Here is a 20,778-nt window from a genome sequence, read left to right as displayed (position 1 = left end):
GCGAGCCTCCGCATCACAGCCTCCCCGCGGCCTTGAGCGCCAGGTAGGTGTCGGCCAGTTCCGGTGCCAGCGCCCCCGGCTGGGCCTCCACCACTTCCACGCCGGCGCGCCGCAGCCGGGTGCGCACGGCGTCAAGCTCCACCAGGTCGCGTTCGGCCGCCGCGGCCGTGTAGGCGCTCTCGGCGTCGTCGCGCCGAGAGCGCAGCCGCTCCAGGCCCGGGTCGGTCGCTGAGCCCACGACCACCGTGTGCTTGCGGGCAATGGTTGCCAGGGCGCGCAGCATGGCGGCATCCGCCCCCGAACCGTCCAGGCCGGTGAGCACGACCACCAGCGCGTGCTGGGAGAGGGCGGCCTCCACCGTGGCCGCCACCAGCGCCCAGTCCGTGGCCGCGAGAGCGGGTCTGAGCGGTGCGAAGGCGTCCGCCAGCGCCCCCAGCAGCGCGGAGCCGGACACGCCCCGCACCTGCGCACGCGTCTCCACATCCATGGCGACCGCATCCACCCGATCGCCCGCACGGGAGGCCAGCGCCGCCAGCAGCAGCATCGCCTCGATCTGGGCGTCGAGCCGAGGCGCGTCGTCGAGCCGTGCCGCCGCCATCCGGCCGGTGTCCACCACAATGAGTACGCGCCGGTCCCGCTCCGGCCGCCAGGTACGGACCACGACCTCTCCGCGCCGTGCCGTGGAGCGCCAGTCGATTGAACGCACGTCATCGCCGACGACGTACTCGCGCAGGGAGTCGAACTCGGTGCCCGCTCCGTGCACCATCACGGCGCTGCGCCCGTCCATCTCCCGCAGGCGGGCCAGCCGGCTCGGCAGGTGGCGGCGCGAGGCGAACCGCGGGAGTACGCGCAGTCGCGCGGGCACGGCCAGCGACGCCTGGCGTCCGGCCAGGCCGAGCGGGCCGCGCAACCGCACCGTGACCAGGTCGGCCACTCGGTCACCGCGGCGCGTGGGGGTCAGCGTGGTGCGCATCCGCCGCTGCCGCCCGGCCGGGACCACAAGCGCCCGCCGCTGTTGCGGGGCGCCGGCCGAGGGCGGCCAGGCATCGCGTACCACCGCGGACATGCTGCGCCCAGTGGTGTTGAACAGGGTCAGCGTCTCCGTGACCGTCTCGCCCAGGCGCACCGACCGGGGCACCGACCTGGTTGCGCGCAGGCCCCGGGGCGAGGGCGCCGCTGCCACGTCGACCACCACCAGCGCGGTCACCAGCGCCGTCCAGGCCAGGACCGTGGCCGGACGGGGCACGAGGAACACGGGCACCGCCCCGACGACGAGCAGCCAGACGGTACGCATGGTCAGGTACACGGGCGCCTCCTCTCAGCAGCCGACTACCGCGGCACCGGCACCGAGCGCAGGGCGCCGCTGATCACGGACTCGGTGGACACGCCCTCCAGCTCGGCCTCGGCCCGCAGCTGGATGCGATGGCGCAGCGTCGGCAGCGCGAGCGCCTTGACGTCGTCGGGGGTTACGAAGCCGCGGCCGGACAGCCACGCCCACGCCTTCGCCGTCGTCAGCAGCGCCGTGGCACCACGCGGGGACACGCCCAGTGACACCGACGGGGAGGTGCGGGTGGCCCGCACCAGGTCGACCACGTAGGCGAGCACCTCGGGTGAGGCGTCCACCGTGCGCACCTGCTCGCGGGCGGCCCGCAGATCGTCCGGGGAGGCGACGGCGTGCAGGCCCGCCGCCGGCAGGTCACGGGGGTTGAAGCCGGTGGCGTGGCGGGACAGGACCTCGATCTCCTCGCCGCGCTCGGGCAGCGGCAGTATGAGCTTGAGCAGGAAGCGGTCCAACTGGGCCTCGGGCAGCGGGTACGTGCCCTCGTACTCAACCGGGTTCTGGGTCGCCACCACCATGAACGGATCCGGCAGGGGCCGGGGGGAGCCGTCGACCGTGACCTGGTGCTCCTCCATGGCCTCCAGCAGGGCGGCCTGCGTCTTGGGCGGGGTGCGGTTGATCTCGTCGGCCAGCAGCAGGTTGGTGAACACCGGGCCCTCGCGGAAGGAGAACTCCGCTGTGCGCGCGTCGTAGATCAGGGAGCCGGTCACGTCTCCGGGCATCAGGTCGGGGGTGAACTGCAGCCGCTTGGTGCGCACGTCAAGGGATGTGGCCAGAGAGCGCACCAGCAGCGTCTTGGCCACCCCGGGCACCCCCTCCAGCAGTACGTGGCCGCCGGCGAGCATGGCGATCACCAGTCCCGTGACGGCCGGGTCCTGGCCGACGACCGCCTTGGCCACCTCTGCGCGCACCGCCCGCAGCCGGGCGCGCGGATCATCACCGCCCGGCGTGGCCGGCCGTGCTGCGTTGGTGGGCAGCGCCGTGGTCGGCACGTCGGCCTGGTCGACGGCCTGGCCGTCTGCCCATCCGGTGCGGTGCGGCGGTTCGTTGCGGGGGGCGGGGGGTGTGGTCATCTTGGATGGACCTCGCTCTCGAGTTGTTCCAGGCGTACGGCCAGGTCCGCCAGGGCATGGTCGTCCGCGGGGGTGGGCCCGTACAGGGCATGGTCGATGGCGGCAGCGGGCCAGCCGCTGGCGCGGGCGGCGGCCTGGAGCAGCTCGCCGCGGCCGGCCGACGCCGGCAGGCCTAGTGAGCGGCCGAGCCGCAGGGCCGTTCCGGCGCGCAGTGCCTGGGCGGCGCGATCGCGGTCCCCGGCCCGGCGGTACAGCCTGCCCCTGCCGACGGCGGTCTCGGTGGCGTGCACAACCACCGGCAGGTCCTCCGAAACGAGCCGTCCGAAGCGGCGCCCGCGCACCAGCGCCAGCGCAGTGACGGCGACCCCGCCCAGGAGCATCAGCGCCGGCAGCCACGGCGGCAGCAGGGGCGTGTCCCACACGTTGAGCGCGAGCGTCTGGGAGGCGTCGAACCAGACCAGGCGGTCACTGCGGCCCATGGCACGGATCGCCAGCGCCGCGTTGCCTTGGGTGGTGAGGTTCTCATTGGTGGCGATGCGCGGGTCGGCGATCACTCGCAGGGTCCCGCCGCCCGCAAGGGGAGCGGTGGCGTAGGCGTAGGTGCCGTCGCCCACGGGGAAGCAGCCGACGGCGCCCTCCACGTCCCCCAGGTCGACGGAGCCGGTCGAGCCTGCGAGTGCGGCGGCGGCCACCGCGTCGGGGTCGGTGCACTCGGGCTCCAGCGTGGTGTTGGTGCTCGCGGAGACCCCGGTCGGAGTCATGTCGGTGAGTTGCGCAAGGTCCTCGTACAGGGAGCCGAGGACCACGACTTCCTGGCCCGTTTGGGCGAGCTGGTGGCGGTCGAAGCTGCTGAGGTCCCCGACGTTGAGCACGACCACGGTGGCGCCGTCCGCGGCCGAGGTGACGGCGGCGTCGGCCGAGGTGACGGCGGAGACGTCCACGCCCTGGTCGCGCAGCAGCTCCGCCAGCGCCTGGGTGCCTTCTGGGTGGGGGTTGTTGATCGCGTAGGGGACCTTGGAGGACTGCGGGCTCGTCCAGAAGGTCGCCAGGGCGACAAGCAGCAGCAGCGCCCCGGCGGCCAGGAAGGGACGCCACCGCTGCAGGCGCTCGCCCGGGCGGGCTCCGACCACCTGGTCGGCGGAGCCCGCGGGTGCTGTGCCGTCGCCTTTGGGGGACGTGGTAGCGGATGCGCTCATGGCGTCACCTGCCCGGCCGGCATTGCCGGGACTAGGGGAGTGCGGGCAACCTGCTCGGCGAAGGCCCGCATCCATGCGTCCTGCTCTGAGGTGGACACGACCCGGCCGTAGCGGACGGCGTCGAACAGGCGGGCGGCCTCGTGCATCTGGGGGGCCATCCCGCCCAGCGGCCGGGACGCCAGCACCGCCGCCTCATGCGCGGTCATTCCCGGATAGTCCTCAAGGGCGCCGCGTTCATCGAGCGTGCGGACGATCGCACGGAACCGCTCGACGACGGCGGTGGTCCAGTCGCCCCGCCCGGCGGCGGTGTCGGCGGCACGGGCCAGTGCGGCGGCGTCGCGATCGTCGTCGAACAGCGGGTCGCCGGGGCGGGTGACGCGGCGCGCCCAGGTGATACGGGTGAACAGCACCACCAGCACGACTACCAGTGCGGTCACCAGCAGCACCACGATCAGGACCGACAGCCACGCCGGCACCCCGGGCACGGCCCCGCGGGGGTCCAGGTGCTCGGCCAGCCACTGCCAGATGCGCATCCGCAGGCTCTCGGTCTCGCGGTATACGGGTTTGGCGAGCTCCTCCTCGGCGGCGCGGCGGGCGGCGTCGGCGTCGGGGGTGGCCGGCACGTCCCGGGGGACGAGCACGTGCAGTCCGCCGGCGCCGAGGGCGCGAGCGGCTGCGGTGACGGGTGGCATCGAGATCATGACGGTGTGGCGGCGCGGGTGCTCTCAGACTCCCGCCGAGCGGCGCAGCTCAACGTCCAGGCCCTCCTGGCGCATGCGCAGGTCGATGTAGATCAGGGCGCGGGAGGCCGCGGAGAACGGCAGGATCACGGCGCTGAGCAGCGATGAGGCGAAAGTGGCGAAAGCCGACAGCAGCGCGGAGGTGGCCGCGCTGGTGACCAGGACGGAGCCGGCGCCGGAGATGAAGCCGAGCGGTACTGCTATGACCATGGTTACCGCAGTGACCAGCAGCTCGACCAGCAGCAAAGTGCCCAGGATCCGCCAGAAGCCGGTGCGGGTCAGCTGCCAGGAACGGCGGATGCCCTCCCAGACTCCGACATTCTCAAGAATCAGTGCTGCGCTGGCGAGCGACAGGCGCACCCACAGGAACGCGGCGGCGAGCAGGCCCAGGATCGTGAGCAGGAATCCCATGAGGATCAGCAGGGCGCCTCCGGCGCCCTCGTAGTCGGCCAGTGCCAGGAGCATCGCGGCCATCAGCAGCGCCAGCCCCGTCACGAGCAGTGCGGCGGCGATGAAGGTGAACAGCTCGGTCAGCGCGGCCTGGCCGATCAGGGCCCAGATGCGCGGCCTGGTGCGCTCCCAAACCTCCGTGGGGGTGGCGATGCGCCCCAGGACCGAGCGGGACACGGTCACGATCAGCAGGCCGGTCAGCACGGCGGTGGCCAGCGACGTGATCACCAGGGTGACGACATTGGTGGTGAAGCTGCCGCCCAGTATGGAAAGAGAGCTGCGGAATACCTCCGCCTCGGAGACGGTGGGGTCGTACTCGTTGTAGTAGTCGGCGGAGGTCAGGTCAGTGAAGAAGGAGCGTGTGGAGACGTAGATCAGCAGTGCGGAGACCAGGCCTGCGGCTCCCATCACCAGCAGGGCGGGCAGGAACATCGCCCGGGGGTTGGCGCGCAGGGACTCGAAGGCACCGCCGATGATCTCGCCGATGCTCAGCGGGCGCAGCGGAATGATTCCGGGCTTGGGGGCGACGAAGAAGCCGGTTGCTCCCGCGGGGTAGGCGCCCGCCTGTTGGGCGTACTGGCCCTCGGTGCCGGCGGCCTGCCCCGGGGCGGCCTGCTGGTACTGGCCGTAGGCGGGCGGCTCGGGCTGGGGGGAGTCGGTGCCGTAGCCGGAGGACGACTGCGGGTACTGCCCGGGGGCGGGGGACGACCCCGCGGGGTCGCCGCCGGAGGGGGACTGCCATCCGGTGTTGTCGCTGCTCATGTGCATACTGTTTCACGGTGTTGGCGCCGGTGCTCTCCCCCTCGAGGAGGAGAAGCGCCAGCCGGGGCCGGGCCGGGGCGGGCGGGCTCTTGAGGCGCGGCGTCGGCCGCGGTGAGGGTCGAGGTGCAGTTGCCGGTGCTGCTTCGTGGCGTGGCTGCCGGTGCTCCTGGGGTGCGGACACGCCCGGGTTGCATGTTCCTGCGAAGTGTTTTTCGCACGGTCCGCGGGGGCGGGTGCGGGGAGCGGGACAGGCGCGAAACCTAAGCAGGGGGCCGAAAGTCCCTCCGATCGAAGGGCTTAAGTCAACCTCAATTGCATGTGAGGAACGTCGCGGTGTGGCATGTAGGCGCCATTCGTGCCTTATGTACGTGTCAAGATAGGCGCCATGCGCACTCGCATTCTGGTCGTTGACGATGATACTGCCCTGGCCGAGATGATCGGCATCATGCTGGAGGCGGAGGACTACACTCCGTCCTTCTGCGCCGACGGCGCGAAGGCCCTCGAGGCCTTCCGCGAGACTGATCCGGATCTGGTCCTGCTGGACCTGATGCTGCCGGGGCTCGACGGCGTGGAGATCTGCAAGCTCATCCGCTCCGAGTCCGACGTGCCGATCATCATGCTCACCGCGCGCACCGACACCCAGGACGTGGTGGCCGGGCTCGAGGCCGGCGCTGACGACTACGTCACCAAGCCCTTCAAGTCCAAGGAGCTGCTGGCTCGCGTCCGCACTCGCCTGCGCCGCAACATCGACGCCAATGGCGCTGAGCACGTGCGCGCCGGCGACCTGGACATCGACGTCTCCGGCCACCAGGTCCACCGCGGTGACACCGTCATCAACCTCACGCCGCTGGAGTTCGACCTGCTGGTCACCCTCGCCCGCACCCCGTGGAAGGTGTTCACGCGTGAGGAGCTGCTGGAGCAGGTGTGGGGCTACCAGCACGCCGCCGACACCCGCCTGGTCAACGTGCACGTGCAGCGCCTGCGCGCCAAGATCGAGAAGGACCCCGAGCATCCCAGCATCGTGGTGACGGTGCGCGGCGTCGGCTACCGTGCCGGCGACGGCAAGTGACTGCGGGCGCGGTGACGCCTGAGTCCCGCCCGCCTCGCCACCCGAGTCCCGTGGCTCGCTGACCGTGGAAGCTCGACTCCGGGGTCGGCGTACAGGGCGTCGCGGCGTGCCGACTCCGCTGGGGGCGGCACGCCGCTCTCTTGGCACCTCCATGGTGCTGTTCGCCACGGTGGCCGGCGTGGTCCTCATCGCCGTGCTGCTGGTGGCGGTCACGATCACCATTCGCAACGACGTGTTCGCCGAGCGTCGCGCCGCCATCCTCACCGATGCTCGCCAGCGCACGGCCGCAGCCCAGTCCGCCTTCGACGTCGCCCAGGTCGACACTGCCGATGACCTGACCGCGACGGCGCAGGCGCAGCTCGCCTCCATCAACGACTCCTTCGTCGGGGCGGGCGGTGTGGGCGTGGTGCTGCGCCGCGCCGGTGGCGAGACCTCAACGATCATCATCAACGACCTGGCCACCGATGCGGACCTGGCCGCGCTGATCACCGACAACCTGGTCTCCCAGATCGACGCGGGCCAAACCGGCACCCAGTACTTCCAGTCCGTGGGCATACCCGACGGCGACGGAACCGCCCCGGGACTCATGGTCGGCTCTCGCGTCAACCTGCCGCTGGCCGGCGGGTACAACCTGTTCCTCGTGTACACGCTGGCGCCCGAGCAGCACGTCATCGACCTGGCCACGCGGGCCATCATCATCGCCGGCGCCGGCTTCCTGCTGCTGCTCATCGTCGGGCTGTGGGCCCTCACCTCCCGGGTGCTGATCCCCATCCGGCGGGCCTCCTTGGCGGCCGAGCGCCTGGCGGCCGGCCACCTCCAGGAGCGGCTGCCGGTGTCGGGGGAGAATGAGATCGCCACGCTGTCGCGCTCCTTCAACAATATGGCCGACTCCCTCGAGGCGCAGATCCAGGCCTGGGAGAGCCTGTCGAAGGTGGAGAAGCTGTTCGTGTCCGACGTATCCCACGAGCTGCGCACGCCCCTGGCGTCCATCCGGCTGGCCGCGGAGCAGATCTGGCAGGCCCGCGATGAGATTCAGGACCCGTTCGCCACGCGCAGCCTGAAGATCCTCATGCGCGAGATAGACCGCTTTGAGCAGATGCTCTCAGACCTGCTGGAGATCTCCCGCATCGACTCCGGCCGCGTGCAGCTGCGCGCCGCGGAGGCGGATATCGGGGCCGTCCTGCACGGCGTACTCGACCTGGTCGCCGTCCACGTTGAGGCCTCCGGCTCGCCGATCCGCCTGCACCTGCCCGAGGAGCCCTGCGTCGCCGAGGTCGATGTAGCCCGGGTCGAGCGCATCCTGCGCAACCTGATCGTCAACGCGCTTGAGCACGCCGAGGGATCCCCCATTGACATCACCGTCGCCGCCAACGGTGACGCAGTCGCCGTACGCGTGCGCGATCACGGGGTGGGCATGAGCCCGGACGTGGTCAAGAAGGTCTTCGACCGCTTCTACCGCGCCGACCCGTCCCGCAAGCGCACCCTGGGCGGCACCGGGCTGGGCCTGTCCATCTCCCTGGAGGACGCCGTGCTGCACGGCGGCACCCTGACCGCCTGGGGCTGGCCCGCGGACGGCGCCTCCTTCGTGCTGACCCTGCCGCGCCGCCTCGGTCCCGATGCGACCCCCGGCACCTTTACCAAGCCCGGCCCCCTGGACGTGGTTCCCGACGACGCCCCGCCCGTCTCCCGGGTCGGCGCCCGCACCAAGGACGTCGACGTCACCGTTCCGGCCGTCCCGGCGCTCACGCCCTCGCCTGCCTCCCGCCGCTCGGACGTCGATCGCGACTCCGAGCAGGAGGAGGTCGCCACGCCCACCGAGGCCGATGAGGCCGACGCGCAGGTGCGCGTGACCGTCATCGCCCCGGGGGAGGGCCCGACGGCGCGTACGCCCGAGGACACCGACTCCCGCAGGAAGCAGGAGGGGGGCCGCCGGTGACGGGTCCCGCATCCGCCCTGCCCGAGCGCCGCCCCGCCCGGGACGTGCCTCGTCGCGCGGTGCTCGCCGCGCTGCTGCTCGGTGGCGGCTCGCTCGCCGCCTGCACCGCCCTGCCCACGTCCGGGGGCGTGGCCGAGTCCGACGTCCTGGGGGCGGGTGACGAACAGCTCGTCCAGACCGCGGCGGGCCCCGCGGACGGCGCCACCCCGGATGAGATCGTCACGGGGTTCCTGCGTGCCTGCGCCGCCGGGCTGTTCGACGACTTCGCCACCGCGCGGGCCTTCCTTACCGACGCGGCCTCCGCCTCCTGGCAGCCCACCGCCGCGGTGGGCGTCTACGAGGGCTCGACCACGCCGGTGGTCGCCCTGGTCGAGCACGAGGTGACCGTCACGGTCGACCTGATAGGCGTCGTCGACCCGGTCGGCGTGTTCACCGGAGCTGCCGATCCCGATCACTCCTACCGCTACGCGCTGACCACCAATGCGTCGGGCCAGTGGCGCATAGCCGAGCTGCCCGACGGGATGCTCCTGTCCGACGGTGACCTGATGGCCGGCTTCGGCTCCGCGCCGCTGTTCTTCCTGACCCCTGACCACACCCGCCTGGTTCCGGAGCTGCGCTGGCTGCCCCGCCACGAGCTGTCCCGGCGACTGGTCGAGGCGCTGCTGGAGGGGCCCTCGACCTGGATGGCCGCGGGGGTGTCCACCGCGATTCCCGCCGGCGTCACCATCGGGGACGACGGCGTCGTAGTCGAGGGCGGGATCGCCAGCGTCGACCTGATCGGCCTGGGCGGTCCGGGTGACCTAGATGAGGCGCAGGCACGGCTCCTGGTGGCGCAGATTCGCGCCACGCTTCTGGGTGCATCCGACCTCACGCAGGTGCGGGACGTCGCCGTGCGGGCCGATGGCGACGAGCTCGGGGCGCCGACGGCGCTGCCCGCCGTCGACACGCCGCCGGGGCAAGTGGTCGGGATGTGGGCGGGAGCCGTCGTCCAGGGCACGAGTTCCACCCGTACCACCCTGGTGGCGGCCCAGACCATGGGCGCCGACGTCGCCTCTCACCCCACGCTCGCCCAGGACGGCACCGTGTACGCCCTGACCCGTTCCAGCCTGCTGCGCGTGTCACCGGGGCAGGGCGCGGCCGACGTCATCATGTCTGTGGGGGAGGCCGATTCCCGCGCCGACTCTGACACCGAGGCCGAGCCCGGTGCCGCCCCGGACCCGGACGGGGCCGGAGAGGCGGACGGCGCCGAGGCCGCGACCCAGGGGCTGCTGCCCCCGATCGTGGACCGCCACCAGTGGGTGTGGACAGGGGCGGAGGGGCGGATCATCGCCGTTGACGGCCGGGGCCGGCGGGCGTCGATAGACGCCCCGTGGCTGAGCAGCCGGACGGTTGTGGCCTTCGACCTGGCCGCCGAGTCGGCTCGCATTGTGGTGCGCCACCGGGGGAGCGGCGAGCACGGTGATGACCGTGTGAGCGTGGCTGTGATCGTCCGTAACGACGGCACCCCGACCGGCCTGGGAGATCCCCTGGAGCTGCCCGCCGCAGCCGCGGCCCGCACCGACGCCGTCGTCTGGTATGACCCGCTGAGCGTGGCCGTGCTGCCCGCCTCCGAGGACGGCCAGGTGGCGTCGGGTGTTTTGCGCGTTCCCGTCGGCGGGCCGCTGACCGCCGCCATCACGTCCCCGGCTGCGGTCGCCGTCACTGCGGACCGGGCTACCGGAGCGGTCCAGCTGACCGACGCCGAAGGGCGCATCTGGCAGCACACGGGCGCGGCCTGGCGTGTGAGCGCCACCGGCATCACCGACATCGCCTACCCGCTTCCCTGAGGGAGCGCGCCGCGGCGGGACTGCCCGCCGCGCCGCGGCGGACGGGCCCGGCAGCGGCGAGCATGCGGGGCGCCCCGCATGCCGGAGGTTGCATGCGGGGCGCTGCCACGATCGTGGCGGGTGGCTCAGTCGCCGGTGGTGACTTGCGCGTTCAGGCGGATGACGCCGTAGGTCCAGCCGTGCCGGTGGTAGACGGCGCAGGGCTGCATCGTGGACTTCTCAATGAAGAGGTAGAAGGGGTGGCCCACCAGCTCCATCTGGTACAGGGCCTCATCCACCGTCATCGGCACTGCGTCGTGGAGCTTCTGCCGTACCACCACGGGGGAGTCTCCCAGCTGGGACTCCACCGCCACACCCGGCTGGGTGGGCGCCGAGGGCGAGTCCTCGATGGGCAGGTCGTCGGTGTCCGGCAGCTCCGGCTCCTCGGCGGGGGCGGACGCGACCTGGTCGGGGAGCTCGACGATGTGGCGGCGGTGGTTCTTCTTCCGGTCGCGTGCCCGGCGCAAGCGCTCGGTCAGCTTCCCCATGGCGATGTCGAAGGCGGCGAAGCGGTCGGAGGAGCTGGCCTCGGCCCGGATCACCGGGCCCTTGGAGATGACGGTGATCTCTGCGCGCTCGGCGGTGTCCGCCTGACGCGGGTTGCGCTCGTGGGTGACCTCGACCTCGACTCGTTGGACGCGCGGGTCGAACTGCTCGACCTTGGCGGCCTTCTCCTCGACGTAGTCCCGCAGGCGAGAGCTGATCTCCGCATTGCGACCGACGACGGTGATGTCCATGGTGGAACCTCTTTCTGAGTCCAAGTGATCCTTGTGAGGGGATCGGGCTGGGGGGGAGACAGCCGCCGCACCTCGCGGCGGCTTCGGAGTGGTTGGCCACCTCCTCGTGTGCTGCCGGCGGAGAACCGGGGCGCGGCGCCGACCTCGGCCGCCGCGCACTAGTGTGTGCGTTACGACACATAACCTACACCATTTTTGGGGCGCTCATGGCCATCCCGCCGCCGTCTGCGGGGAGCACCGGGCCGCCGGGGACCACCACCGGACGCCCCCGGGCCGGCGGCGGGGCCGCGGCCACCACCAGGGCCTCCTCAACCACTGCGCCCGCCAGGCGCAGTGCTCGGGCGCAGGCCCCCAGCGTGGCCCCGGTGGTAACCACGTCATCGACCAGTACCACCGCCATCCCTGCGACCGGGGCCACCACCCGCGGCGGCGTCGAGCGGTTGGCGCGCCGCTGGGCCGCAGACCGGCCCGCCTGCCGCACGCCGCCCGCACCGGCCCGACGCCGCAGCACGTCCGCGCTGGCCACCGTCACCGGCCGCCGCGACACGTCCCGGGACACCTCCCGCAGGCCTTCGGCCATGCCGAGTGCGATGGCGTCGGCGAGCCGTGCCGCCACCAGCCTGCCGCGCGCCCGCCGCTGCAGGCCGGACGGTGCCGGAACCACCAGCAGGCCGTCGGCCGCGGACACTGCCGCCACCGTCCGGGCGGACAGGCCCTCCGCCACTTGGCGGCCCGCCCGTCGGCCCGCCCGGGACATGACACGGTCAAGCTCCTCCCGGGCGCCGTTCTTCCAGCTCAGCACCAGGGACCTGACCGGACCGGCGTAGGCAGCCAGCGCCCACACGGCCAGTCCGGCGGCGGCGTCGGCGTGCTCGACCCGGTGCGGCGCCGCCTCGAGCAGTGCCGCGCAGTCCTCGCACAGGGAGACGTCCCACCGGCCGCAGCCGGCGCAACTGAGCGGCAGGGCGACGTGCACGGCGTCGGCGAGCGCGCCCGGCAGGTGACGGAGCATGCGCACAGTGTGCGTCCCGTCCGCGGCGGGGCGCCCGCCGCGGACGCGGGTTATCCACAGGCGCCGCGGGCGGGCCGTCTTCGAGGGCGGCTGTGGACGACGGCGGATGCGCTCAGCGGTGAGCGATAGCCCGCCCCCTGCCCGGGACCCAGCCGTGCAATGGCATACCATGGCGGCGTCCGCGCCCGGTCCACCCGGGCACGGGGCCCGCCCTCCTAGGCGCCGCATGCCGGCGGGCTCCCATCAGCTACCAGGGGAGAAAGCAGCGTGTCGATCGTCGATCGGATCCTTCGCATCGGTGAGGGACGGACCCTCAAGAGGCTCGACGCCCTCGCGACCCAGGTCGAGGCCCTGGCGGAGGACTACAAGCAGTTCACCGACGCGGAGCTGCAGGAGCAGACAGCGGAGTTCAAGCAGCGGTACGCCGACGGGGAGACCCTCGACGAGCTCCTCCCCGAGGCCTTCGCCACCGTGGTTGAGGCCGCCGACCGCGTGCTCGGCCAGCGCCCCTACCACGTGCAGATCATGGGCGGGGCCGCCCTGCACCAGGGCAACATCGCCGAGATGAAGACCGGTGAGGGCAAGACCCTGGTGGCCACCATGCCCTCCTACCTGCGGGCGCTGACCGGCAAGGGCGTGCACGTGGTCACCGTCAACGACTACCTGGCCGAGTACCAGTCCGACTTGATGGGGCGCGTGCACCGCTTCCTGGGGCTGACGACCGGCTGCGTGCTGGCCACCCAGAATCCCGCCCAGCGGCGCAAGCAGTACGAGTGCGACATCACCTATGGCACCAACAACGAGTTCGGCTTCGACTACCTGCGCGACAACATGGCCCAGCGCCCCGAGGACCTGGTCCAGCGGGGTCACGCCTTCGTGATCGTAGACGAGGTCGACTCCATCCTCATCGACGAGGCCCGCACCCCGCTGATCATCTCCGGCCCCGCCACCGGGGACGTCAACAAGTGGTACAAGGAGTTCGCCAAGCTCGCCCAGCGCCTGCGCGCCGGCCGGGACTACGAGGTCGACGAGAAGAAGCGCACCGTCGGCGTACTCGCCCCCGGAATTGAGCGCGTGGAGGACTACCTGGGCATAGACAACCTCTACGAGTCGGAGAACACGCCCCTGATCGGCTTCCTGAACAACGCCATCAAGGCCAAGGAGCTGTTCCACCTGGACAAGGACTACATCGTGCGCGACGGCGAGGTACTCATCGTCGATGAGCACACCGGCCGCGTCCTGCCCGGCCGCCGCTACAACGAGGGCATGCACCAGGCCATCGAGGCAAAGGAGCGGGTGGAGATCAAGGCCGAGAACCAGACCCTGGCCACCATCACCCTGCAGAACTACTTCCGCCTGTACCCGGAGGGCTCGCGCGCCGGCATGACCGGTACCGCCGAGACCGAGGCCGCGGAGTTCGCCGGCACCTACGGCATCGGCGTGGTTCCCATCCCCACCAACAAGCCGATGATCCGCGTGGACCAGCCGGACCTGGTCTACACCAACGTGGACGCCAAGCTGGCCGCCGTCGTCGACGACATCGCCGAGCGCCATGAGGCCGGCCAGCCCGTCCTGGTGGGCACCACCAGCGTGGAGAAGTCCGAGCGGCTGTCCCAACTGCTCGATGAGCGCGGCATCAAGCACGAGGTGCTCAACGCCAAGCAGCACGCCCGTGAGGCCGCCGTCGTAGCCCTGGCCGGACGCAAGGGCGCCGTGACCGTGGCCACCAACATGGCCGGCCGCGGCACCGACATCATGCTCGGCGGGAACGCCGAGCACATCGCGGTGACCGCCCTGAAGGAGGCGGGCCTGGATCCGGAGGAGAACGCCGAGGAGTACGAGAAGGCCTGGCCCAAGGCGCTCGCCGCCGCACAGGAGGCCTGCGCCGCGGAGCACGACGAGGTCGTAGAGCTGGGCGGCCTGTACGTGCTGGGAACCGAGCGGCACGAGTCCCGCCGCATCGACAACCAGCTGCGCGGGCGCTCCGGCCGCCAGGGAGACCCGGGGGAGTCCCGCTTCTACCTGTCCATGGAGGACGACCTGATGCGCATGTTCGCCTCCGGCGCCGCCCAGCGCATCATGAACTCCGGTGCCTACCCCGACGACGTGCCGATCGAGTCCAAGATGGTCACGCGCGCCATCGCCTCAGCCCAGCGGCAGGTCGAGTCCCGCAACTACGAGATCCGCAAGAACGTCCTCAAGTACGACGACGTCATGACCGAGCAGCGCGAGAAGGTCTACTCCGAGCGCCGCCGGGTCCTGGACGGCGAGGACCTGGAGCCGCAGCTGGTCGGCTTCCGAGCCCAGGCCGTCGGCACGATCGTGGCCGCCCGTACCCAGGAGGGCCGTCCCGACGAGTGGGACCTGGACGCCCTGTGGAACGACCTGGCGCACCTGTACCCGGTCAGCCTCACCCAGGAGGACCTGATCGAGGAGGTAGGCGGCCGCGACCTGCTCTCCGCCGAGCGGCTGTCCGCCGAGCTCACTGAGGACGCCGCCGTCGCCTACGAGGAGGCCGAGCAGCGCCTGAGCGAGAACCCCATCGCCCGCGCGCAGCTGGGGGAGGAGCCCATGCGCTCCCTGGAGCGGCGCGTCCTGCTGGCCGTCGTGGACAAGCGCTGGCGCGAGCACCTGTATGAGATGGACTACCTCAAGGAGGGCATCGGCCTGCGCGCCATGGCCCAGCGGGACCCGCTGGTCGAGTACGCCAATGAGGGTGCACACATGTTCAAGGCCATGATGGAGGGCATCCGGGAGGAGACGGTCGAGCAGGTATTCGCCAACGCAGCCCGCTTCGACGCCGCGGCCGCTCGTGCCGCCGCCCAGCAGGCACAGGCCGAGGCCGCGGGTAAGGACGCGGCGCCGTCGGCCGGAGGCGGGAGGACTGCGGCCGACGGGCGGGGAGCGTCCCGCGGGTCCGTGCTGGGCAGCACCGGCCAGGAGCCCATGAACCAGCGCGTCACTTATACGGCGCCCGCTGAGGACGGCACCGCCACGGCCACCCCGGCTGCGGGGGCGCAGGGCCGTGGGGCCGCGGAGCCTGCGGCGTCGGCGACCGGGGCAGCCGCCGGCGCGGGAGCGGGCAAGTCGGCGTCCACCGGCGGTAACCGCAAGCAGCGGCGGGCCGCCAAGAAGCGGCGCAAGTAGCCTCAGGCGATTTCGAGCGCGGCCAGCAGCCACCGTCCCCTGAAGGTCTCCAGGCGGGCGGCCGCCGCGCGAACGCGGGTGCCGTCGTCCAGCAGGACCGTCACCTCGCAGCTGCCGTGCTTGGGTGGCTGGGCGTGCGCCGAGCGCGGGCGTAGTCGCGTCGGCGCCTGCCCGAGCAGTCTGCACGCCAGTCCCGCCCGCCGGGTGAGCGCCTCGAACAGCTCCGGCGTGGTCCAGCGTGCGAGGTTGTCCGCCCGGCGGTGCCCGGACAGCACTTCGGCGGCGGCGGTCACGACCACGGCGGCGAAGCGCGCCGGATCGGGCATCTCGGCCTCGGCGTTCGGCTGTTTCGCGTCATCGCCGCCTTGCTTCAAGACGGGGCGGAAGCGTAGGCGGTCCCAGTCCTTGGGCTGCTGGGCGCCGTCCAGGACCGGGCGGGGCACGAGGGTGCCGGCGGGCGTGCTCGCTGAGAGGCGCAGGCCGGGGGCGGTGCGTGCGGCCGGGGCCGGGCGGGTGCGGCTGCGGGGAGGTGTGCCGGGACGCTCGATCGTCTCCGGTGCCGGGACTGCACGCAACTGCGGCTTGTCGTTGGTGGCGGGCGACTGCGGTGACGGGGCGGACTGGGGATATGCCGGGGCGGCGGCGGTGAGGGCGGACATGATGCTTCTCCTGGGGCTGTGGTGGTGGGAGGCGGCGCTCGCGGTGTTCGGCTGGATGGCTCAGGACTCGGCTTCGTCGGTGAAGCCGGGAACGGACAAGGGTGTTCCGGGGAGGATCAGCTCGGGGTCTGAGCCGATCACGTCCGTGTTGGCCCGGTACAGCTGTGGCCATGCCTCGGCTACCTGCGCCGGCGAGGCCTCGGGGCCGATCAGGTCTTCGGTGATGGACCACAGGGACTCGCCGGCCGTCACCGTGTGCCCGGGGGTGGGGGCGGGACTCTCCTGCGGCTGCCCCGGATCGGTGGGGGAGGAGCCGGTGCCTGAGTCCCCGGGGTCAGTGGGCGCCGTCTGGGTGGGCTGCCAGCCCAGGTCGTCGCTGCCGGGAGCGGCGGCGGTGGTGGCGGCGAGGGCCGGGCTTGAGGACATGCCGGCGATAAGCGCTCCGGCGGCGATCCGCCGCACCACGGGAGCGCCCCAGCGGCGCAGTATCCGGGCGGCCGCACGGGCTCCGCGGCCGGGAGCCCTCAGGGATCCGCGACGGCCGTCGGAACAGGCGAGCAGGGCCAGGATGACTGACAGCAGGTGCCAGAGCGCCCCTGCGGCTCCGGCGCCGCAGGCGACGGCGGTGATGGCTGCGGAGAACTGGGCGGGGCCCCACCAGGCCAGGGGCAGTTCCAGCAGGGACCGGGCGCTTGTGGTCGCAGCGCTCAGCAGTACCGGGACCAGGGCGAAGGAAACCAGTCCGACCAGGCCGAGTGCGGCTCGCCCGCTGAGTCCCTTCACGGACTGAATGATCCGTGTTGACGCGCTCATGTCCTACTCCATCTGTATTGATGATGTTTGATGATGTTAGATCATGGTCTATGGCGCTGGGGGTGTCAAGCGGTTTGATGGGTCTTCTGGTTCGAGGATGTGGTGGCGTGCGCGGGTGCGGCGGCGTGCGCGGGTGTGGGAGGCCGTCCTCGGGCAGGTTGCCGTGGTCGCGCCGGCTGCGCGCCGATCAGGCGCGGTGGCGGCCGCGAGGGGATGCGTCGGCGCCGGGCTCCGGCGGCGGGGGGGTGCGGGGGTGGCGGCTCCAACCGCCGCCGGCGTGACCGTGGAGGTTGCCCCAGGGTTGCCCGGGGCAGCGGAGCCTGCTTCCGCGGCGGCCCGGTCGGCGTGCCCCCGCCCGCTTGGCCGCTCTTGGCGGCGTGGCCCGAGTAGCGTCGCCACCCGGCGCAGGCGGGCGCCTCGGCCGGCGCGTGAGGCCCGGGCGGACGCCCCGGAGCGCGGGTCGATGCGGTCAACGAGCTCGGCCAGTGCCCGCCCCAACGGCGAGGCCGGGGCGGCCTCGAGCACACTTCGCCCCTCCATCAGGCAGCGGTCTGCGGTGGGCGCGTCGTCGGGCAGGAGCGTGACCTCCTCAATGCCGCCGAAGCGCGCGAGCGCCTCCCGCACCGCCCGTTGCGGGGACGGGCCGGCGGCGGAGGCGCGCACCCGATTGACCACTACCTCGATGCGTCCCGCTGGCCGGGGCTGCCCCTCCATGTCGTCGATCAGCTGCAGCAGCCTGCGTACCCCGATCGGATCCCCGGCGCCGACGATCACCACCACGTCGGCCTCCTTCAGGAGATTCGCGGTGACGGCGCCGGGACCCGGCTCCAGGGTGAAGTCGTCGACGGCGTCGTCGACCTGGCCGCCGGCCACGTCGACCACGGTCCACGCGGCGCTTGCGCGGCACTGCTCCCACACCTCCGGCATCGCGGCCGCCGGAAGCTCGCGCCAGCGGCCGGGGCGGCCCAGGCCGGTCAGCAGGCTACGGCCGTCACCGAGTGGGAAGAGGATGCGGCCCAGTGCCTCGGCGTCCAGGCGTCCGCGGGAGGCGAGCCGTGCGGCGGTAGCCAGGGCGGAGGAGTCCTCCGGCGTGCCGAGCAGCTGTGTCAGGCAGGGGGCCTGGGTGTCGGCGTCCACCAGGATGGTGTCGGGGGCGAGCCCGCAGGCCAGGGACGCGGCGACGGTTGAGCGCCCCGGCGCTCCTTGTGATCCCCACACGACCACCAGGCGGCCGTGCGCGTGCTCCGAGCCACCGGTGCCCGGGATGAGCGGCTGCGGCGCCCAGGACGGCGGCGGTCCGGGCGGGGCCGCCGACTCGAAGTCGTCCCACAGGTCGGTGCCGGTCGCTGCCGGCGTCGGGTCCGGGGGCGGTGGTGCCGCCGCGCGCGGCACATCCCGGGGGCTCTCCTCCAGGCTGCGGGCGATGGCCTGCAGCCTGGAGCATATGTCTGCGGGCGTGGCGGTGGTTGATTCCAGGGGCCAGCCCGTTCCCGCCCAGCGCTCGTGCTCGGCAATCGGTGCCAGTAGCAGTCCCGACGCGCCGGCGCGGCCGAGCCGGTCCAGGACCGTGCGGTCGAGCTCGTCGAAGCCGGTGTCTACGACTACGAGAACCGCCAGCCCGGCCATGGCGGCGCTGAGCAGTTCGCTGGTGTCCGCGCAGCGGCGAACCACCTTCAGTCCCGAGCCGGGCGCGTCCAGGGCGCGCAGCACCTCGGCGTCGTCGCCGGAGAGCGCGAGGAGTACTCCATGGGGGGCGGTCGGTGCGGTGGCGTGCCGGTCGGCCATCACTGCCCCTGCCCGGTCGGGACCAGCACGAGCGGGCCGGCCGCGCCCACGGCGGTGAGCACGTCGGCGACCGCATCCTCAGGAACAAGTACCTCCACCTGCACGCTGGTGCCGCCCATGAGGCTGCTGCCGGTCTCACCCACGGAGGCGATCAGCAGCCCCCTGGCGACGACGTCGGCGGTACCCGGCTCCTGGGCGGTGGCCTGTGTGGCGGGCAGAGCCCACAGGTCCACGATGTCTCCCGCTCCCGTGCCCGTGGGCAGGCCGGAGGCGAGGGTGAGCATCACCGAGCGCAGGTTCACGTCCGCGGCCCGACCGACCGCGCCGGACGGCAGCAGCTCACCCGCCTGCAGGGAGCGGGTGGCGACGGCGTCCTGTGGCAGCTCGCCCGCCGCCACATACGCGTCGGTGCCGGGGTGGGAGTCGACCAGCGCGAGCACGCCGTCCGCAGCCAGGTCGGTGCCGGGGGCGACGTCGTGAGCGAGCACGTAGATCTGCTCGGTGTCCGCGGCGGCGTTCACGGCCCAGGCGCCCAAGGCGACCGCGGCCCCGATCAGGGCGACCCCGCCGGCCAGGCGGGGGTCCCGCCAGGTGGGACGGCGCACGCGGCCTCGCGGGCTGAGGCGCGTGGGCTCGGTGGTATTGGCGGAGTCGGTGGCGCGTCGTCGAGCGGGACTCATGGGGATCCTCCTTGATCGTGTGCGCTGCCGTTAAGTGCTTTAAGTGAGTGGTTGGTTATCCACAAGTATGTTCAACTATGGCGCGAACGGCAAGATGGTGAGAGCATAGTGCCATGCCGGAGAACTTTCTGACCATTGCCGAAGTAGCCGAGCACCTGCAGCTGTCCGCCCAGGGGGTGCGTGCCCTGATTCAGTCGGGGGAGCTCCCGGCGATCCAGGTGGGGGCGCGTCACCTGTGGCGCGTGCCGGAGAGCGCGTTCGACGGGTATGTGGAGCGGCAGCTGGCCGCCACTCGTGAGATGGTGGCGGCCGGAGCCGGAGCCGGGAAGACGCCCAGGGGCGCGGAGGAGTAGGTGCCGGGCGGGTGGCGTGTTGGCCGGCTCAGCGGCTGCGCACCACCTCGATCGTTGACAGTGCGATGGTGACTGCTCCGGGCGCGCGCACCGAGGCGGCGCCGTCGCGGACGACGTCGATGTAGTCGGCGCCTACGCGGGCGAGCCGCCCGGTGACCTCGCCTGCGGCGAAGACCACGCGTACCTGTGTGCCTGCGCGTGCCAGCTGCCTTAGCAGCGCCTGAATGCTGGGGCGGCGCCCGGTGGTGGCCGGCGCCGGGCCGGGCAGTGGTGAGGCCAGGGCGATTGCCTGCAGCGGCACGAGCGACTGCAGCCCGTCACCCTCGTCCAGCAGCACGAAGGTCTGCTCGGCGCGGCTGACGACGCCGTCGACTCCTGTCCCACCACGGGTGCGCAGGTGCACGGTGCGGCCGACGGCGCCGCGCAGGCGGTCCGCCAGGTGCAGGCCGGCGATTTCCGCCTCGGCGAGTTCGGCGGCCTCGGCGGCGAGGTCGGCGCGGCGCTCCGCATCGAAGCGGCTTTCCAGGTCGGCCAGGAGGTTGTCCCAGTTCATGCCCGCAGCACACCACATCGGCGGCGCCACGCCAAGGCGAAGGCGGGGTGGTCGGGTGGCCCGCGTGCGCGCTGGTTTGGGGGCACACTTGGCCCATGCGCGTTTACCTTCCCGCCACGGCCTCCGATCTGGCCGCCGCCCGAATCAGTGCCCGCACCGCCCACGCCGCCACGCCCACGCTGGCCGCGGTGTTCCCGGAGGAGGACCAGGAGGGCCTGGAGGTGTCGGCGAGCCTGTGCGCCGCCGATGCCTCGGTGCTGTTGCTGGCTGAGCCCGGTGCCCGGGACCAGGCCGACAGGCGCGTGGTGATCGCTGCGGATGTTGATGACGAGCTGGTCCGGGAGGTGCCGGTGGAGGGTGACGTCCTGCCCGGCACGGTTCAGGTGACCGCAGCCGTCGAGTGGGAGTCGGTGGCGGCCCTGCTGGTGGATGAGGCGGATGCGGAGGCCGATGTGCGCGCCGCCCGCACCGGGGACGAGGCCGCCTTCGAGCGTGCCGCCGATGCGGACCTGCTGTGGTACGACGTCTCCGAGCGCGCGGCGCTCGCACAGGAACTGGCCGCCACCCCCTGACGTCTCCGAGCGCGCGGCGCTCGCGACACGGCGAGGC

General features: G+C 72.4%; 18 protein-coding genes. 6 read left to right on the top strand and 12 right to left on the bottom strand.

The genetic code is table 11. From position 1 onward, the window contains the following. Positions 1-13 precede the first annotated feature (13 nt). From E4J16_RS10100 to E4J16_RS10080, 5 genes are read right to left on the bottom strand one after another with little or no spacing between them, the layout of a single operon-like run. Positions 14-1,306 carry a DUF58 domain-containing protein gene (locus E4J16_RS10100; protein ID WP_136313921.1) on the bottom strand — a complete coding sequence of 431 codons (1,293 nt, stop codon included), beginning with the start codon at positions 1,304-1,306 and terminating at the stop codon, positions 14-16. 23 nt (positions 1,307-1,329) lie between these two features. Further along, a complete protein-coding gene (locus E4J16_RS10095) occupies positions 1,330-2,412 on the bottom strand; it encodes an AAA family ATPase (protein WP_136193423.1) in 1,083 nt (360 codons plus the stop codon). Next, positions 2,409-3,608 (bottom strand): DUF4350 domain-containing protein, encoded by a 1,200-nt coding sequence (locus tag E4J16_RS10090; RefSeq protein WP_136313920.1) that lies wholly within the window; start codon positions 3,606-3,608, stop codon positions 2,409-2,411. Before E4J16_RS10090 ends, E4J16_RS10095 begins: the two co-directional genes overlap by 4 nt. Further along, on the bottom strand, positions 3,605-4,300 hold the full coding sequence (locus E4J16_RS10085; protein ID WP_136313919.1) for a DUF4129 domain-containing protein: 696 nt from the start codon (positions 4,298-4,300) through the stop codon (positions 3,605-3,607). The genes E4J16_RS10090 and E4J16_RS10085 overlap by 4 nt, the downstream gene beginning before the upstream one ends. A 33-nt stretch (positions 4,301-4,333) precedes the next feature. Continuing rightward, the gene (locus tag E4J16_RS10080) at positions 4,334-5,560 is read right to left on the bottom strand and encodes a DUF7847 domain-containing protein (protein WP_136193425.1); all 1,227 of its coding nucleotides are present in this window, start codon (positions 5,558-5,560) and stop codon (positions 4,334-4,336) included. A gap of 385 nt (positions 5,561-5,945) precedes the next feature. On the opposite strand from E4J16_RS10080, the gene mtrA reads away from it, so the two are divergent. From mtrA to E4J16_RS10065, 3 genes are all read left to right on the top strand, one after another. Further along, the gene (gene mtrA, locus E4J16_RS10075) at positions 5,946-6,629 is read left to right on the top strand and encodes an MtrAB system response regulator MtrA (RefSeq protein ID WP_136193426.1); all 684 of its coding nucleotides are present in this window, start codon (positions 5,946-5,948) and stop codon (positions 6,627-6,629) included. Positions 6,630-6,735: 106 nt separating this feature from the next. Beyond that, positions 6,736-8,565, top strand: coding sequence for an MtrAB system histidine kinase MtrB (gene mtrB, locus E4J16_RS10070; RefSeq protein ID WP_240038106.1), 1,830 nt, complete (start codon positions 6,736-6,738; stop codon positions 8,563-8,565). Beyond that, a complete protein-coding gene (locus tag E4J16_RS10065; RefSeq protein WP_240038105.1) occupies positions 8,562-10,391 on the top strand; it encodes an LpqB family beta-propeller domain-containing protein in 1,830 nt (609 codons plus the stop codon). Before mtrB ends, E4J16_RS10065 begins: the two co-directional genes overlap by 4 nt. Positions 10,392-10,516: 125 nt before the next feature. Here the strand turns inward: E4J16_RS10065 and hpf are convergent, their stop codons facing one another. Then, positions 10,517-11,167 (bottom strand): ribosome hibernation-promoting factor, HPF/YfiA family, encoded by a 651-nt coding sequence (gene hpf, locus E4J16_RS10060; RefSeq protein ID WP_136313918.1) that lies wholly within the window; start codon positions 11,165-11,167, stop codon positions 10,517-10,519. Positions 11,168-11,351: 184 nt separating this feature from the next. After that, positions 11,352-12,179: a ComF family protein gene (locus E4J16_RS10055; protein ID WP_136313917.1), complete on the bottom strand. Its 828-nt coding sequence runs from the start codon at positions 12,177-12,179 to the stop codon at positions 11,352-11,354. 267 nt (positions 12,180-12,446) lie between these two features. Between E4J16_RS10055 and secA the strand changes: the two genes are divergently transcribed. After that, positions 12,447-15,326: a preprotein translocase subunit SecA gene (gene secA, locus E4J16_RS10050; RefSeq protein ID WP_136313916.1), complete on the top strand. Its 2,880-nt coding sequence runs from the start codon at positions 12,447-12,449 to the stop codon at positions 15,324-15,326. 2 nt (positions 15,327-15,328) lie between these two features. Here the strand turns inward: secA and E4J16_RS15780 are convergent, their stop codons facing one another. The 4 genes from E4J16_RS15780 to E4J16_RS10030 are packed head-to-tail and all read right to left on the bottom strand — an operon-like array spanning position 15,329 to position 19,263. Further along, positions 15,329-15,985 (bottom strand): Rv3235 family protein, encoded by a 657-nt coding sequence (locus tag E4J16_RS15780; RefSeq protein ID WP_275669545.1) that lies wholly within the window; start codon positions 15,983-15,985, stop codon positions 15,329-15,331. Between the two features lie 60 nt (positions 15,986-16,045). Then, entirely contained in the window at positions 16,046-16,798 is a 753-nt protein-coding gene (locus E4J16_RS10040; RefSeq protein WP_240038104.1) for a LysM peptidoglycan-binding domain-containing protein, read from the bottom strand. 48 nt (positions 16,799-16,846) lie between these two features. After that, positions 16,847-18,583: a CpaE/TadZ family protein gene (locus E4J16_RS10035; protein WP_136313915.1), complete on the bottom strand. Its 1,737-nt coding sequence runs from the start codon at positions 18,581-18,583 to the stop codon at positions 16,847-16,849. Continuing rightward, a complete protein-coding gene (locus tag E4J16_RS10030) occupies positions 18,583-19,263 on the bottom strand; it encodes a hypothetical protein (RefSeq protein WP_240038103.1) in 681 nt (226 codons plus the stop codon). The genes E4J16_RS10035 and E4J16_RS10030 overlap by 1 nt, the downstream gene beginning before the upstream one ends. Positions 19,264-19,376: 113 nt before the next feature. On the opposite strand from E4J16_RS10030, the gene E4J16_RS10025 reads away from it, so the two are divergent. Beyond that, positions 19,377-19,616: a helix-turn-helix domain-containing protein gene (locus E4J16_RS10025; RefSeq protein WP_136193431.1), complete on the top strand. Its 240-nt coding sequence runs from the start codon at positions 19,377-19,379 to the stop codon at positions 19,614-19,616. Positions 19,617-19,644: 28 nt separating this feature from the next. Here the strand turns inward: E4J16_RS10025 and E4J16_RS10020 are convergent, their stop codons facing one another. Then, on the bottom strand, positions 19,645-20,169 hold the full coding sequence (locus E4J16_RS10020) for a Fis family transcriptional regulator (protein ID WP_136193432.1): 525 nt from the start codon (positions 20,167-20,169) through the stop codon (positions 19,645-19,647). A gap of 95 nt (positions 20,170-20,264) precedes the next feature. Here E4J16_RS10020 and E4J16_RS10015 point away from each other — a divergent pair, with 95 nt between their 5' ends. Continuing rightward, positions 20,265-20,741, top strand: a complete 477-nt coding sequence (locus E4J16_RS10015; protein ID WP_136313914.1) for a DUF6912 family protein — start codon at positions 20,265-20,267, stop codon at positions 20,739-20,741. The last annotated feature ends 37 nt before the right edge of the window (positions 20,742-20,778 follow it).

Origin of the sequence: Actinomyces procaprae (genome assembly GCF_004798665.1) — a bacterium.
GTDB lineage: Bacteria > Actinomycetota > Actinomycetes > Actinomycetales > Actinomycetaceae > Actinomyces > Actinomyces procaprae.
Note: the sequence above shows the minus strand (reverse complement) of the source record. Positions and strands in the feature narration are given on the sequence as shown.

Coding starts and splice junctions, on each gene's coding strand:
- E4J16_RS10035 (WP_136313915.1), bottom strand. CDS start 18,583: ATGGCCGACCGGCACGCCACCGCACCGACCGCCCCCCATGGAGTACTC.
- E4J16_RS10040 (WP_240038104.1), bottom strand. CDS start 16,798: ATGAGCGCGTCAACACGGATCATTCAGTCCGTGAAGGGACTCAGCGGG.
- E4J16_RS10085 (WP_136313919.1), bottom strand. CDS start 4,300: ATGCCACCCGTCACCGCAGCCGCTCGCGCCCTCGGCGCCGGCGGACTG.
- E4J16_RS10015 (WP_136313914.1), top strand. CDS start 20,265: ATGCGCGTTTACCTTCCCGCCACGGCCTCCGATCTGGCCGCCGCCCGA.
- E4J16_RS10030 (WP_240038103.1), bottom strand. CDS start 19,263: ATGAGTCCCGCTCGACGACGCGCCACCGACTCCGCCAATACCACCGAG.
- mtrA (WP_136193426.1), top strand. CDS start 5,946: ATGCGCACTCGCATTCTGGTCGTTGACGATGATACTGCCCTGGCCGAG.
- E4J16_RS10090 (WP_136313920.1), bottom strand. CDS start 3,608: ATGAGCGCATCCGCTACCACGTCCCCCAAAGGCGACGGCACAGCACCC.
- hpf (WP_136313918.1), bottom strand. CDS start 11,167: ATGGACATCACCGTCGTCGGTCGCAATGCGGAGATCAGCTCTCGCCTG.
- E4J16_RS15780 (WP_275669545.1), bottom strand. CDS start 15,985: ATGTCCGCCCTCACCGCCGCCGCCCCGGCATATCCCCAGTCCGCCCCG.
- E4J16_RS10095 (WP_136193423.1), bottom strand. CDS start 2,412: ATGACCACACCCCCCGCCCCCCGCAACGAACCGCCGCACCGCACCGGA.
- E4J16_RS10080 (WP_136193425.1), bottom strand. CDS start 5,560: ATGAGCAGCGACAACACCGGATGGCAGTCCCCCTCCGGCGGCGACCCC.
- E4J16_RS10020 (WP_136193432.1), bottom strand. CDS start 20,169: ATGAACTGGGACAACCTCCTGGCCGACCTGGAAAGCCGCTTCGATGCG.
- E4J16_RS10025 (WP_136193431.1), top strand. CDS start 19,377: ATGCCGGAGAACTTTCTGACCATTGCCGAAGTAGCCGAGCACCTGCAG.
- E4J16_RS10055 (WP_136313917.1), bottom strand. CDS start 12,179: ATGCTCCGTCACCTGCCGGGCGCGCTCGCCGACGCCGTGCACGTCGCC.